The sequence below is a fragment of the Myroides gitamensis genome (assembly GCF_029894455.1).
Classification (GTDB): Bacteria; Bacteroidota; Bacteroidia; order Flavobacteriales; family Flavobacteriaceae; genus Flavobacterium; species Flavobacterium odoratum.
On record NZ_JARYHN010000001.1, the window covers coordinates 1810277 to 1825464 of the forward strand.

17 protein-coding genes are annotated in these 15188 nt (G+C 33.9%); 5 read left to right on the forward strand and 12 right to left on the reverse strand.

The features are described 5' to 3' along the window. Positions 1-96 precede the first annotated feature (96 nt). The 8 genes from M2306_RS07910 to M2306_RS07945 all read right to left on the reverse strand — a co-directional run bounded on the left by M2306_RS07910 (position 97) and on the right by M2306_RS07945 (position 7498). Positions 97-633 (reverse strand): PH domain-containing protein, encoded by a 537-nt coding sequence (locus M2306_RS07910; protein WP_115089909.1) that lies wholly within the window; start codon positions 631-633, stop codon positions 97-99. Between the two features lie 388 nt (positions 634-1021). After that, entirely contained in the window at positions 1022-2518 is a 1497-nt protein-coding gene (locus tag M2306_RS07915; protein ID WP_259188296.1) for an acyl-CoA dehydrogenase family protein, read from the reverse strand. A gap of 212 nt (positions 2519-2730) precedes the next feature. Then, positions 2731-3237 carry a helix-turn-helix domain-containing protein gene (locus tag M2306_RS07920; RefSeq protein ID WP_498882810.1) on the reverse strand — a complete coding sequence of 169 codons (507 nt, stop codon included), beginning with the start codon at positions 3235-3237 and terminating at the stop codon, positions 2731-2733. After that, positions 3176-3595: a hypothetical protein gene (locus M2306_RS07925; RefSeq protein ID WP_498882811.1), complete on the reverse strand. Its 420-nt coding sequence runs from the start codon at positions 3593-3595 to the stop codon at positions 3176-3178. The genes M2306_RS07920 and M2306_RS07925 overlap by 62 nt, the downstream gene beginning before the upstream one ends. Positions 3596-3846: 251 nt before the next feature. After that, positions 3847-5070 (reverse strand): DEAD/DEAH box helicase, encoded by a 1224-nt coding sequence (locus M2306_RS07930; RefSeq protein WP_201650545.1) that lies wholly within the window; start codon positions 5068-5070, stop codon positions 3847-3849. Between the two features lie 606 nt (positions 5071-5676). Next, entirely contained in the window at positions 5677-6501 is an 825-nt protein-coding gene (locus M2306_RS07935) for a hypothetical protein (RefSeq protein WP_259188295.1), read from the reverse strand. Between the two features lies 1 nt (position 6502). Next, a complete protein-coding gene (locus M2306_RS07940) occupies positions 6503-7102 on the reverse strand; it encodes a hypothetical protein (RefSeq protein WP_115089903.1) in 600 nt (199 codons plus the stop codon). A 237-nt stretch (positions 7103-7339) separates the two neighbouring features. Next, positions 7340-7498 (reverse strand): hypothetical protein, encoded by a 159-nt coding sequence (locus tag M2306_RS07945; protein WP_259188293.1) that lies wholly within the window; start codon positions 7496-7498, stop codon positions 7340-7342. A gap of 63 nt (positions 7499-7561) precedes the next feature. On the opposite strand from M2306_RS07945, the gene M2306_RS07950 reads away from it, so the two are divergent. Further along, positions 7562-7651 carry a hypothetical protein gene (locus M2306_RS07950; protein ID WP_317193960.1) on the forward strand — a complete coding sequence of 30 codons (90 nt, stop codon included), beginning with the start codon at positions 7562-7564 and terminating at the stop codon, positions 7649-7651. Positions 7652-7867: 216 nt separating this feature from the next. Here M2306_RS07950 and M2306_RS07955 read toward each other — a convergent pair whose 3' ends face one another. Further along, positions 7868-9496, reverse strand: a complete 1629-nt coding sequence (locus tag M2306_RS07955; protein ID WP_147279613.1) for a hypothetical protein — start codon at positions 9494-9496, stop codon at positions 7868-7870. Positions 9497-9891: 395 nt separating this feature from the next. Here M2306_RS07955 and M2306_RS07960 point away from each other — a divergent pair, with 395 nt between their 5' ends. Both M2306_RS07960 and M2306_RS07965 read left to right on the forward strand, forming a co-directional pair. Further along, a complete protein-coding gene (locus M2306_RS07960; RefSeq protein WP_259188292.1) occupies positions 9892-10467 on the forward strand; it encodes a hypothetical protein in 576 nt (191 codons plus the stop codon). Between the two features lie 134 nt (positions 10468-10601). Continuing rightward, complete coding sequence (locus M2306_RS07965) at positions 10602-10955, forward strand: hypothetical protein (protein WP_259188291.1); 354 nt, start codon at positions 10602-10604, stop codon at positions 10953-10955. Positions 10956-11288: 333 nt separating this feature from the next. On the opposite strand, the gene M2306_RS07970 is transcribed toward M2306_RS07965, so the two are convergent. Beyond that, on the reverse strand, positions 11289-12506 hold the full coding sequence (locus M2306_RS07970; protein WP_259188290.1) for a hypothetical protein: 1218 nt from the start codon (positions 12504-12506) through the stop codon (positions 11289-11291). Between the two features lie 376 nt (positions 12507-12882). Here M2306_RS07970 and M2306_RS07975 point away from each other — a divergent pair, with 376 nt between their 5' ends. Together M2306_RS07975 and M2306_RS07980 are read left to right on the forward strand one after the other, a co-directional pair. Continuing rightward, entirely contained in the window at positions 12883-13287 is a 405-nt protein-coding gene (locus M2306_RS07975) for an MBL fold metallo-hydrolase (RefSeq protein ID WP_498882812.1), read from the forward strand. Continuing rightward, on the forward strand, positions 13232-13846 hold the full coding sequence (locus M2306_RS07980; protein WP_498882813.1) for an MBL fold metallo-hydrolase: 615 nt from the start codon (positions 13232-13234) through the stop codon (positions 13844-13846). The genes M2306_RS07975 and M2306_RS07980 overlap by 56 nt, the downstream gene beginning before the upstream one ends. A 5-nt stretch (positions 13847-13851) precedes the next feature. Here the strand turns inward: M2306_RS07980 and M2306_RS07985 are convergent, their stop codons facing one another. Further along, complete coding sequence (locus tag M2306_RS07985; protein WP_259188288.1) at positions 13852-14193, reverse strand: winged helix-turn-helix transcriptional regulator; 342 nt, start codon at positions 14191-14193, stop codon at positions 13852-13854. A 163-nt stretch (positions 14194-14356) separates the two neighbouring features. Then, positions 14357-14866 carry a hypothetical protein gene (locus M2306_RS07990; protein ID WP_259188287.1) on the reverse strand — a complete coding sequence of 170 codons (510 nt, stop codon included), beginning with the start codon at positions 14864-14866 and terminating at the stop codon, positions 14357-14359. Positions 14867-15188 lie beyond the last annotated feature (322 nt).

The window sequence follows — 15188 nt, forward strand, 5'->3', positions numbered from 1 at the left end:
TTAAATCATAATTTTATCTGTTATTTCGAAATTCATTCCAACGGTAAACTATTCTTTACAGTGACTGTTGTATGTCTCTTAGTTAACGATCACTTTTTACTTTAGTTTCACCTGCAACAATTCCATCCATTTTGCTCGATCATTAACTACAAAACGACATTCTTGATCCGCTAATTTCACCTTTAAACCGTTATCAATCACCCCCATGGTTCTACAAGGTTGGATGGTTTGAACATCTGTAAAGGCAATGCGTACCGTTTTTTTTGTAAAATTAAACTTGTGTGAATGGAAGAGTAAATAGTCTTGAGTTATCCCCAGTTTTCCACCAACGGCCTGTCCTTTTAAAAACAAGTTGGCAACGCCATAAGCTTCTAAGACTTCCCCTTCTTCTAAGGGTAAATCTAATTTAAGTAAGATTCCCTTAGTCATCTTCTTGATAAAGAAGTAAAACACCAAGGAGAAAAATACACCAAAAAGCACCCCTTTTATTAAATAGTAATACCATGCAACTAGGCTACGATCAAATAGCCAATCCAGTAGTACCCCTAAAAGAATATACGTTACAATAATTAAGCTTACAATCTTGATGGCGTCTTTTTTGCTTACTCCTAAAGCATCTTCTCCAATTTTCATATTTTTTCGTTTAATGGTTTTTCAAAGATACGGATAAGATAATGTTAATTTTTATAAAAATGCAACATAACTGCCAAAGGATATCAAGTTGAAAATTGAAGTTATTTTTACATATCAAAAGGCAATTTCTATTCTTGGATGTTAAACACCGAGCTATTTCCTCTTCGGATATTGGTTGACAAACGTCAGCTGTTCAAATGAACTTAGTGCCTTTTTAAAACGCTTTTTTATGGCTCCCTTTTTACTATTTCGGATTAACGACAAGAGTTTTAAACTGCAAAACAGAGCAAAGTCAGACGCTTACAATCGGGCAATACAACCACAAAAAAAAGTCAAGCAGCAAACTACTTGACTCTTTTTTATAATTTAGCAGCGTAAACGCCTTCGTTTAAAAACGCGTCCAATCTGAATTTACTTGATAATCCAAGATAGGATCCACATCATTTTGGGTTTTAAATTGTCCGTAAAAAGCGGCTAAGTCAGCTTCAACCTGTTGACGGGTAATCTCCACTAGTTGGGCATTAAAATCGTCCATTTGCAACACAAATTGAAAGGCAATAACGCGAGAAAGCATCTTTCCAATAAGCAACATATTGCGTTGTTTTACAGCACTATCCACCGTAAAATCGAAGTATGTACGAAACAAATCCACACTTAGATTCGTGCGTTCATACCCTTGTAAAAAGCGATATAAATTGGTTTCCTTCGCTTTTCGCATCAACTTTACAATGCCTTCCGCAATTTGTGTATACAGCATCTCATTGGATCCCTCAAAAATTTGGAAAGGTCTACAATCAACTAAAGATCGCCCTGCAATATGGTCTAAGCGATACCCATTTGCCCCTGCTAATTGCAAGCTAATTTGAGCCGATTCTTGCATTAAATCTGTCACAACCGCTTTGAGCACATTCGCCTCAATACTCATCGAAGCCAAATCGTTTTCAATGCCACTAGTCGCTACACTGAAAATACACATCCCTGAACATAGCGTGTAAGCTGCTTGAATCTTGGCAATTTGATTTTTCACGGAATCAATACTCAATAGAGGAACTCCTCCTACTTGTCTTTCTTGACAATGCGCCAATGATTCATCTAATAGCCTTTGAATAAAGCCCAACCCCATTCCTGGAAATTGCAACCTACTGCGGTGTAACGTATCGAGCATTAATTTAATTCCCGTGCTTTCAGTTACTAATTTTTGTTCTGAAGGAACGGCAATATCAATTTCATTAATACCATAGGGAATCGCATACAGTCCAAGGTTATTGTAGCGATGCGTCATGGGAATATGTTGTTCCACTCTATTATTTTCAGAAACAAAAAAATCAATATCACGAGATAATTCGCCATTGGGTTTACACTCTCTTGCCGTTACTAACCAAAAGTCAGCTGCACCACTCAAACCTTGCCAGTGTTTTTGTCCTTTAATGTGAAACATACCCTCTTTCTGCTCAAAAGCCGTTTTCATATTCAAGGCATCACTACCGTGAGCTTTTTCCGTAATCATCAAACCTCCCATGGCCTTGTTTTCCATAAACTGATGAAATACGCGTTGCTGTACAGCTGGTTGTCCGTACTTCGCTAGAGGTTCCAAAAAAAGCGCAATGTTAATCCCAAACATCAACGACAAAGGCAACGACTCATACGAAGCAGCAGCAAGTATTTGCAAGCACTCTTTTACTTGTACTCCTCGTCCACCGTGCATGGTCGGAATAGCCACTGCCAAAGGCTTTTCATCCATGATTTCCTCCATTAATTCAGCTGGAAAATCACGGGTTAACCCCATATCATTATAATTGTATTTTTCGCGAAACAAATACTTCAATCGCTTCTTGAATTCTGCGATATAGGTACTAAAATCGATGTGTTCTATTACTGCATGCATAACTATCTCCTTTTTTTTCAATTAAAAAATCTACAGCGGTTTGACAGCTTCCTCCCCTATGTGCCGAAAAATCGATTAACGATTGGCTCATCTATAAGGACAAAAACGATCAAACATCACTTTGAACAAATTTAAGGAGCTGATAGCGAAACAAATATGATAGTTTAGATTAAAACTAGGACAAATCGTGCATCTTTAACCTACAACTAAAACTATATTTTCCTGTATGCAGAAGGAGTAATTCCCACGTGTTTTTTAAAAAGTCGAGCAAAATAAGACGGATCGACAAAATCGAGTTCATAAGCAATAGTTGCAATGCTTTTATTGGTTTCTAGCAGTAAAAGTTGGCTGTGAATAATAGCGATTTCCAAGATAAGTTGCTTGGATGATTTTTGATACACGGCAGAAACACAGCGATTCAAGTAATTGATTGACACTTTGAGTTGATCCGCATAAAAATCGACCGTCTTGTGCTTGCTAAAGTGCAAATGGACAAGTTGTTTGAACGCAATAGCAATCTCTTGCCTACGCTCAATAGATGTCGTCGAATCTGACAGTTTAATCACTTTCAATGCAATGGTTTTGAACAAGCTTTCATACAGCTCTTTATAGGGTTTATCACTGTGAATTTCACTATACAATAAATCAAGTAAACTACTAAGTGCCGCACTGTTTTGCGCATTGAGGTTGAGCAACGGAGAGATGGTAAAAATATTCAAAATCTGTGTTTTCGCGAAACATGGAGGTCATTGCGTGTTCTTTAATCAGTACACAATACCCTTCTGCCGATTTGTCCACAGACTCAATAGCTGAAATATAACCATAGTTACACAGTAATACCGCGGGCGCTTCTACCGTAAACGTAGTTGAATCAATTCGTTGGGTAAAATAGCCTTTAGTTAGGTGAATCAATAAATTGTACCCAAAGAAAATAGGCGGAATTGGAATTTTGAGGTAAGGAGCAATATCCTTGAGGGAAAAAATTTTAATTGGAGTACGGATATAGATCAAATGATTCCTACTCATGTCCATGAACTTGGAAACAAACTCATCTGCATTAATTTGATTGTCTATCATACGTAATGGTATTTATTCAAAGTTCAGCAATTGAATTGAATTAAACATCAAAAAACAGGCTTTTTTTCGTTATTTTTAAGGAAAATGAAGCGGTGTTTGAACGAGCGCTCGTATACGCGAAGTTATTTTATTCTTGCGTTTCTTCCGTCTCTAAGCCGTTATACAAACAAGGATAATCCCCCTGTGATAAACAAGGGGGCCACATATTAAAAAAGAATCACTCCTTTCAATTGCTTAGGAGTTCTCTTGACTTAGGCTTGTTTATCACTTTGTCCAGGACGTTTTCTAGGTCTATTGTTGCGTTTATGTCGCTTCTTAACCTGCTTTACTTTTACCTCGGGTTGCGGTTCTGATAAAGGAAATGTAGTTGACAGTACTGGGATTTTAATACCAATTACCTTTTCTATCTTTTTTAACTCTTTGATTTCATCTGTTCCACAAAAAGAAACTGCAACACCTGAAGCCCCTGCGCGTCCGGTACGTCCAATGCGGTGTACATAACTTTCGGGAATATTGGGTAATTCATAGTTCACTACATGAGGTAATTCTTCTATGTCAATACCTCGAGCAGCAATATCAGTAGCAATTAATACGCGTATCTTATTCGCTTTAAAATCGCTAAGCGCTCGTTGTCGAGCATTTTGTGACTTATTACCATGGATAGCAGCAGCAGAAAGCCCCATGCCCACCAATTTTTTTGCCAATCGATCTGCTCCAAACTTCGTTCGTGTAAATACCAAGGAACGCTGGATAGACGCATCCTTCAATATAGAAAAAAGCAAATCTAGTTTGTCGTCTTTTTCTGCAAAATAAACACCTTGTTCAATCGTTCCAGCGGTAGAAGAAACAGGAGATACATGCACTTCTTTCGGGTTCCTTACGAGTTGCATGGCTAATTTTTTAATCTCTGGAGGCATCGTTGCCGAGAAAAATAGCGTTTGCCTTTTTGTAGGGATCTTGGTAAATATTTTGTTCACATCTTTGACAAATCCCATATCCAACATACGGTCAGCCTCATCTAGTACCACAATTTCTACGTGTTGGAGTGAAATCAACTGTTGATTCAACAAATCCAACAAACGACCTGGAGTTGCGATAACAACATCCACACCCCGTCTAAGTTGTCCTACTTGTTTGTGTTGAGACACTCCGCCAAAAATAGCCACGTGTTTTATTTTTAATTGTGCCCCATAAGCCTTAAAATTCTCATCAATCTGGATGGCTAACTCCCTTGTAGGAGTTAAAATAAGTGAACGAATTCCTTTTTTTGGGTTTACTTGCTGCTGTAACAGCTGTAAAATAGGAATGGAAAAAGATGCTGTTTTTCCCGTCCCCGTTTGGGCACATCCTATGATATCATGTCCTTGTAAAATAAATGGGATACTCTTTGCTTGTATTGCAGTAGGTTGATCATATCCTATTTTCTCAATTGCATTTAGGATGGGTTGGATTATATTTAATTGTTTAAAAGTCATAGTCGATGGGCTGAAAGCCCAGTATTTCCAATACTCCATTGTATCAGGTTGAAATAACTTGGAGTAGTTAACTTATTTCACCTCTTTTTTTCATCTTACAAAGAACGAGTTTCTTCAGCTAACTTTTGCAAATGACTCCTTTTATTTTGCTTTGTCCACCTTATATCCATCAAAATACGCCACTTAGAGTAACGCTTCTCACTCGTGTTTTTCATCAAAAAACCATCTACCATACAAAGAGGTATTCTTTTACAAAGTATTTTTGTCCCCTTGTTACATTGACAACTAACAATTTAAACAAAACTATAAACAAGAAATACCAAAATTACTTGAGCAAAGTCAATTCAATAAAAAAAATAATGCGTGCTGACTATGATCAACTTACGTTAAGTCTAGAAATGACAGAAATTGTAAGAAATAATCTTTATCAAGATTTCTCTAAAACAAACTGTCAAAGTAAACGATTTACTAGATAGAAGTTTTTCAATAAGTATAAAAAATGATAGTATTATAACAAAGGGTTAGTATCTTTTATCAAATCCTAACCCTAATTTTATTTTACATAACACTTATAAAACAGATAGTTCTATAAAAAAGTAGTTCCTTTCAATAAAGTTTCACCGTAATTACAAAATGTCCAAATTCAATTTTATGATTCTTATCAGTAATAGTACAAACAAACAAAAAACTATCCTTAGATACTTGTCGGTAATGGACTAGCGAGCTTAACTCTCTATTGACTGGAGTAGCTGTATTTAGAAATGTTTCTAAATTATCTACAACTAATTTTTTACTTTGGAGATCCTCTGCTTGAAGCTTAAAGAATTTTTCAATTCCCTCTAATAATCGATCCATTATAAAAACACCTGGCACAATAGGATAATGATCAAAATGTCCCTTACATTGTTCAATTGTAAAAGCGGGAATTTGAATTTTAAAACAAAATGGTTCGATTAAATCCACCATTAAGTCTTCATTTATTGGAGCACTTTCTGCAGGAATTTTCTCTGTATAAAAACTGCTAAAAACTTCGTTAAAAGCATTTTCATCGAAAATAATATATTCTAGTTCAGAGGTATAAAACAATTGATTTTGATTATTCAAAACATCTACTAAAACTTTTCCTTTACGCTTTGAAAATGAAAAAGGCTTAGCACAATACTTTAATCCATCCTCTACAATCGTACTATTGATTTTCCTTATCCTAATTTTTTCAGCTAAAAAAAATGTTTTAGTAGAGATATCCATAGCTGTCAATAAAGAGATACTTCCTAATGATGCAACTGTTTGTCCTATTTCTTTAAATCCTCTCAATTGACTATCTGAGCTATTTGTCGTAATATATTCTACTGTAGATTCCTTCATTACCAAATTATCCATTGGAAATAAATAAGGATAATTCTCCCCGATGTAATTATACAAATGTTTCATCTTACAAATTATTTTGTTTAATAATATAAGTACAATCTATATTTGAATTTTCGTCATAGACAGATTGGGATACTTGTATTTCTATATTACTTAATTGAAGATAATCTTTGATTCCATCTAAAAAAGCTATTAAAGTGGGAAAGGTTAGATACTGATCAATTTTATACTGTTTAGCGGCTCTGTGATAACGATCAACGCCTTTCAAATGAATCACAGCATAATCTGACGTATATTCTTGCACATCAAACTTGAACTCCGGACTCGAAGTATAAATAGCAGAAATAGCGACCATAACCATTGACCTGCAATCTCGAACCATAGTAGAATCTTTAATTAGTGCTTGCTCTGCTTTTGCTTTGCCAAGATTGTAAAATAGTTTATCGGAGTGCAAACGTATTTTATCTACTCCATACTGCTCTCCTATTGACTGTAATTGCAAAGCATAGAATTGGGAAGTAATATTGGATAAATTAATCGCTAAGTCTGATACGGTTGAAGGAAGATATAAATCAATTAATTTCTCTTTAATCTGCTGTGAAGGATATTGATCATCTCCCCTTAAGAGACGTAATTCTTCAAATAAACTATTTTTTTCTTTCATTGCTACATATTTTATTAATCTATTTTTTTTAAGTTAAAAAACAACAATACTTATAAAAATATAATAAAAAAATTATATTACAAATTAAAATAGCAAAAATTAATTTAAAACAAGAAAACATCTTAATTAATTTTATGTCGCTATTTTACAAAATAATTTGTTTCGAGTAAATCTAAAATTCCTGTTTTGTGAACCTCAAATACGTTTTACTGGTTCTGGCTGTAATTTTCAAGTCTTTTAAACTGCTTTAATATACTTCATATAGGGAACAAGGCTACTTTTTATCGCTTCTTCAGAACTATCTCTTTCAATCCCGTAATAAGCATAAAATCCTTGATAATCGGCTTTGATATAACTAAATGTCTCCTCAAAAAAAACCAACAGCTGCGCTAGCATATAATTGTATTTTCCTTGAGCAGCTTACTCCTGTTCATCAATACCACGCTTCAATTGCGCAAATTGGAGGAGCATGGGATTATATACAGAACGGTATATCGAAAAGTGTATTCTCTCGTTGAGTATGAATTAACCGCTATTGGCCTAAACTAAGCCCCATCATAAAGGTTTTAGGTAAATGGGGTACTGAACATAAGAAATTAGATTTATATATTTAATAAAACCCCACTTCTTTAGATTGAAGTGAGGTCATTTAAGTATTATTCTATATTGAATTTCTACCACTTATTGATTGAAAATAATCAAGCTCAGCAGCCAATATTCTTTCTTCTCTGTCTTTTTATAAAATGATTACTTTAGAAAGTAAATTTAAAACAAAAATCCATCCATTGGAAAAACCTTTCCTACATCTCCAAAAGTTGGTAAATACGATCTACTGATAACGATAGGATCTTGATCATAACTACCTTTAGGATATAACGTAACTTCAACTTTTACTACATATCTATTATCGTAAACTCCCTTCTTCAAATGTCTAACAGGAGTTTTAAAAGGCCCTTGACCTGTTGAAACTGGTGGTCCACCTACACCTTTATATGTTTCAGCTCTAACATCACTATAAATTTCATTTTGAGCATCTTGATATACTAATGTTCCATTAAAATTTAAATTATTATGATAACTAGCTGTTGAAGTATTTGTATTCCAATTGTTTGCATCCTGAAACTTTTTATATACAAAAACATTAGATTTCACTTCGTATCTATCTATTTCTGCTAGTACACTAGGATTTACTTTTACTTTAATTGAGTTTTGATCTAAAGATACTGTTCTAGTAAAATCAACTAAATCACCATTTAAACTTTCATCACCAAAAGCATAAACAGCAAAATTAATTTTAGGTGACTCCTCTAAATTCCAAACTCCCAACGGTTGATTATATAAAGGTTTTATACCTGGATTACTTATTGTATTTCCTGTAGGAATAGGTAAGTTAGACACAGGTAAAATATTGTTTCCATTAGAACTAGTAATAGTACCCGATATTTCAACTTTTCCATGTGTTTTGAATTCTATCTTTTGAGTAGTTGTAGTTGTGTTACTTTTTTTACCAATAAATGAACCAAATATTAAGTTTATACCTTTGGAAACTATAGCTGTAACACCACCTCCAATCACTCCAGCACCCATTTTAATTATGCCACTGGTAATATTATCTTTTATATATTTCGTTGCAGCACTACCCGCACCTTTAGCTACATTATTTGCGGCTGTTTGATAAGAATTACTAGTTGATGTTGTTATGATAGTTCCTTCTGAGTATAAATCGACATTACCTACTAATGATACATTGGATATATTTTCATTGTAACTAGATACAGACATCTTTACATTCTCAATATTTTCATTTGTATAGGTAAATTCTGTTTCAAATACATTCCAACCTCTAGTTATAAGTTTATTATTTCCCATAGCAGCTTCGTCAACAATGTTAGAGCTAATATAGAGAGGATTATTTATTTTATGATTTATAGGATAGGCGAAATAATTAGAATTATTAAGCAAGGCATTATTTCCTGTAAGTTTTAATCCCCAATAACCATTATTCCCCGCTGTTACAGTTTCATTTAAATAATAGAAAACACGTAATATACCCGTGAATTTATTATAAAAAATCAGATAATTATTACCTACATCATTTACATTTTCAGCTAAGTTGTAAATTAATTCCCAACCTTTATCTTTTTGATAATCGTCTGTTATATAGTTAGGGATTGATGTATTGGCCCCAGATATCCAAGGAAGAGTTCGTTTATTTCCACCAGGTAATGTTATTTCAGTCTCACTTTCCCAATCAAAGTTTCCAAGAGACCTTAAACCATTTTGTATTTGAATATTTTCAGCATTATCTTTTTTTGAAGTAACTGAACTTTCATTATCACTAGAACATCCTATAACGAATAAAACCACAACAGGTATAAAAAATATTCTCCTCATAATTATATAAATTTAATAGATTATATCATAAAAATAGTTAATTTTTTTAAATCAAAAAATAATAAATTAACCTAATTTTACATTTACAGATTTATAAAATATAAAAACAACATGCAATCACTCTACTCATCAGACATTCGGTTAAAATATAAAAAGTATATATTTTCTACATCTATTACTTTTATACTAAACAAATAGAATAGTTAAAAATCAATTTACTTTAAATTATTTTCTCTTAAAAAATCTTTATGCAACGTGTATGAAAACCAACAGATATGTTGGATAACTATTAAATTCTTGTCCCCGCATATTTTTCTCGATATATTTACGTTTTATAAATAAATGATTCAGTCTTTATATATGCTCATGGAAAAATGTACTCAAAAATTTAATGAATGAAAAAAACAATTATTTTATCTGCCACCTTACTAACATTTACTTTGTCCAGCTACTCACAAAGCGACACAAATACGATCGAAAATCAATTTAACACATTAATCAGTCAGTCTAATAACTGGCAAAATTACAAGGTAGTAGAAAAAAATAAATTACAACATGTACAACAAAACGTAAAAGATTCGATACACAGTTTACAAACAACAATAAAACAAAATAAAGTTGCTCTTATCGAACAAAAAACTTCGATTGATTCCTTATCCAATCAATTAACAGCGCTTCAAAAAGAGCTAACTATAGCCGTAGATCAAGAAAACAACCTTGATTTTATAGGGATTAGTACCCATAAAAGCACATTCAAGACAATCGTTTGGTCTATTATTCTTATTCTCCTCTTAGCTTTAGGCGTGTTATTCACTCAGTTTAAGAAAAGCTTTACGGATACAAAAGATGCGCGTAAAAAGCAACTAGATGCCGAAAGTGAACTAGAAGAATACAAGAAATTAGCTTTGGAGCGCGAACAAAAAATTAGACGCCAGCTTCAAGACGAACTCAATAAGAATAAACGCAACTAATACACCCTGACAAAAGCATATAAAAGCATCAATTTTATTTACTAATTCATTAGGAGCTAATACATAATTAGCTCCTAATGAATTACATTATACAATAGTAATTCCTTGCTCTAACAAGCATAAAAAACAGTACAATGGCTTATTCTATCAAAAAAGAAGACGTAATTCAGTATAAACCCGAAGAATTAAAAAATTTCCATCTTTTTATACATGAATACATCGACAACTTAAATTTCACCTTTAATCCGTCAGATTTTTTATCCAATGCAGCGGACTATATCGCAATGGCAGCATCCTTATTCAAAGACGCGGGCTGGTCTGGAGATGGAGTAATACAACTAATCTGGGTTCCACCATTTATTTGGGAAGGTTTTTCCACTGGCGAAGAAGCCAATGGTATTGTGCTTTGGCATGTAAAACAAAAGGAAGATGGGATTTCTTGGTTGCTTTCGCCTATAGCCTTTCCAATCAATACACAAGTGAGATAAACTTTAGTAAAGCTCAACCCTGGTTGCATTCACCCTATAAATCATCTTTTTCATTCAAAAAAATAAATATTCAAAAAATATTCAAAATTGCCTCCTAATTTCGATTTTCATTAGTAATCCTTTCAATAAAATTAGGTATGAAAAAGCGCAGTTATCAAATAATCGTTTGTATTTTTTTAGTTTGTATTTGCATGTCGTGCAAGAATGATGATGACAATCCAACGTGCCATTTCCCATTAAAAGTTAGATTACTAGATTAAAATTTTACCTCTTAACAAAGAGACTAGCTTCTAACTTTAATTCGATGTCATCACCATTTCTTCTATTTTCTACCTAACAGTTATAATAGGCTTCAGGAATGGCTACTGATTTTTTTGTCATTAGTTCCAATGGATGGGAAAATTGATCAAAAAAATAGGTGTCCGCAGTAAAAATATAGAGGTATTCCTTTGTTTTGAAGTGAACAATAAGATCAGCATATCCAGCTCCTTTTGCGGGGAGTACATTCTGGAAGGTAAAATTTTCGATTTTATCTAGGTCTAGTATTAACGCAGTTTCCAATCCGACAAACCCAATTTTATTTGTCGCTTGATCCAACCAAATCCCACTTTTAGCTCCCTCAACTTCTCTTATCTTTGGCGGAATACGCTTCACTTCTTCTCTATCTTTGTATCCTACTTGCAAATCTAAACGACTCGGAAAAGGGAGAAATTCTGATAGCTCCATCACTTCTTCGTAGGCTTCATTGTCTAAAAAAGAATCATATTCTCGTTTGTTGTAAAAATGAAGAGAGGTACTACCGTCGTCATAACCGTGTTCTGCATCATAGGTATAACAAATCGATGCACTTATTCCTTCAGCAAAACCAAATTGCAAATAACATTGATCCTCTCTTTCATAACCATATTGCTCAACATCAATCGCATCATCAATCCAAAGTTCGCGCAATTGTTTGTAGCTTTTATCCGTATTGGTTTCATCGTATAACGATACAAAATACTCTTGTACAGGAAGCGCAGCACTGCCGTGATCAGCATATACTTCCAGTTGATGAATTAGTACTCCTTCTACCCTAACCGCATGTTTAAATCGCAAGTATTTAGAACCATACTCCGTAAAATAGGCTTCTACTACCCCAGATGCTTCCAATTGTTCGTACGTTGTATCCCAAGAGATCATTTGCTTAGGTGTGGTATACACGTCATAGCCCAAATCACCATCATTCAAATACTCCTCTAAGAGTTGATAATTCTGCGCCATTTTCTTCGCCCAAATCTTTACTTTATCGTCTTCTACTCTCGTTTTACACACGGCATAAAAGGTGGTATCATCAAAATGAAACTGATGCGACAATTCTTGGTACATAGCCTCAAACCCCTTTAGCTCAGTGGAGATATAGCGTTGATGATCCGCAAAAACGAATAAATAGGGTATATGTCCCAAAACCTGAACATAGGCATATTTCAGGTTAGTCAATACTAGTTGTTCTATCGTTTCTCGATTATAGTAAAAAAGGATTTCTCCTTCTATCCAGGTCTCTTTCTTATCCATATCCTATATTTTTTATCTAGTATTATACAAAGTTAAACAAGCATCTTAGTCTTAAAAACAAAGGCAATCCATTATTTTTATATTATACTTCCTTGTACTTTCTATTACCTTCAAAATAAAACAATTGTTCGGGACCAAGTACTCGCTAAAATCAGTGATTTTTACAGTTTCCATTTTCTTAGTTCTTCCTTTAATTGATTATAAAAAAAGTCATCAAAAGAGAAGCTGTCATTTGATAACCTACGCTTGACACAATAAAAATCCATTTTTAAATTTAAAATACTGGTGACCTAAAGGTAACCTCTATTGCTTTCATAGTCTCTTTTAGAAACCATTAAGTTCTAGCTTTGCTTGCTAAACATAAATAATACCAAATATGAAAAAAAGTAGATCAAACTTCATGACTTTTATACCTCTTCTTTTATGGTTATTAGTCAGTCAAAACCTTGTAGGACAACCTTCTTTTTACACCATTCAATTGGGAGATTATAAAGTAACTGCACTCAGTGATGGCAGTGTCGATATTGATGTTGATGCCTTATTTGATGCTCAAGAGGGGGTAAAAGCTAGTGAATTAACAACAAAAGCTTTCTTGCAAAATCCTGTAGAAGTCAGTATCAATTCCTACCTTATTCAATCCTCAACTCACACTATTTTAGTTGATGCAGGTGCGGGCGATTTCTTTGGTGCAGCCGCAGGAAAATTAGTACAAAGTCTACATGCTTATGGGCTCCAACCCGAAAGATATTACGGATATCTTGATTACTCATATTCACGTTGATCACGCGGGGGGATTAGCACGAGATAACAAAAGAGTATTTCCAAATGCTATCATTCACATCAATGAGGTGGAATTTACTTATTGGTTAGCAACTATGAATAGCGATGAGGCGAGAAATACTTTATCAGCAGAACAAAAAAAGATTGTAGAAGGTGTTCAACATGCAGTTTCACTTTATACAGACTCTAATCAAATTGTGACCTTTAAAAATCAGGCAGGCTCCCTCTTACCCGATATAAAAGTACTCCCTACAATAGGCAACACCCCTGGTCATACTGTATATCTTTTAGACAGTAAAGAAGAACAACTGTATTTTTGGGGAGATTTAGTTCATGTAGTAAGCGTCCAATTTGAATTGCCATTCATGACGAATCATTTTGATGAAGACCAAGATTTAGCTAAAAAAGTTCGAAATTCGTTTTACCAGTCTATGGCAGAAAAACAGTCTTTGATTGCTGGAGCACATCAATCTTTTCCAGGTTTTGGTCGAGTACGACAACTACACCATAACTATGAATGGATAGCCGTTCCTTATAGTATTAAAGGACGAACGAAATAGGAGATTTACTCTTCTTGCTTGTACCCTTCTCCATTGTACTTTTGATTCCATAGCGTAAGTTGATTCAATATTTTAAGCTGTTCAATACCTTTTTCGGTCAACTTATACTCTACTCGTAGGGGGATCTCGTTGTATTCTGTACGCGTAACAATTTCATCTTCTGCCAGTTCCTTTAATTGCTGTGTCAATACTTTCTTAGAGATAATTTCCACACGAGCAAAAATTTCGCCGAAACGCAACGTTTTGATTCCTATGGCATAAATAATAATCGGTTTCCATTTCGTTCCAATGGCAGCCATAGTACGAGTCATAGGACAATTATGGCAGATAAATATATCGTTTTTCATGGAGTGCATTTGTATGACCAAGATACAGAAAATATAAGCGAATACGATATTATTTACGCTCCAACTCACTGAATGGGGCAGCAAGCTGATTACGACCAATTAAAAAAAGCATTGTAGAAAACTACAATGCTCTTTTTATATTATGCTGTGGAATTTCTAAAAGTTAATTCAGTTTCCAGTTATATCCAACACCGATTGCAATTGGCAACAATTCATTATCCATAGATACACGACTGTCGTCTTTTACGGCATCGTAGTTATCCATAAACTTTTTAGAACGGATAGGCACATACAGTCCTGTACTGATTTTATTTCCTTTTCTACCAACATAAATGTCTAGATTGACACCAAAAGTCATACCATGAGAAACCATATCATATTCTGAAGCTCCATTCACTTTAAGAACCCCATTATACCCATACATAACCATTGGATTGACAGACAAGTGATCGGTTGCTTTTATTTTATAAGAAGCTCCAACATTCCATCCAACTCCATCAAAATTGTGCCCTAAACCAGCAAAAACACCAATATTTTCAATAGGTAAATATTCAATTTTACCTCCTATTCCACCATAATCGAGTCCAAATCCCAATCCTACATAGACTAGATTCATTTTTTTCTCTTTTGGGGTAGAAGTGTCTTGTGCAAAAGCTGAAGAAGCTGTTGCCATAAAAAGCAAACTAAGGCTTAGTTGTTTAAAAAAAGTGTTCATAAGGTATCAATAATAATTACATGCTTCATGAAGGAGAAAATAAATACTACTCTAAGACTACAAGTCGTTTTTTGTATCTCCTTATGTAGGCGGCAATATTACTAATTTTAACTCATTTATAACAACATTAACACTAAAAATTGTTAATTAAAACACTTAAATCTTTCATTTCTATTCTCTAGTAATAAAATATAGGATCAATAGCTGTATTTTTTATTTTATCTCTATTTATTAAGCATGTGTTTTCCCGTCGGATACAAAAAATACAGCTAGTACTCCC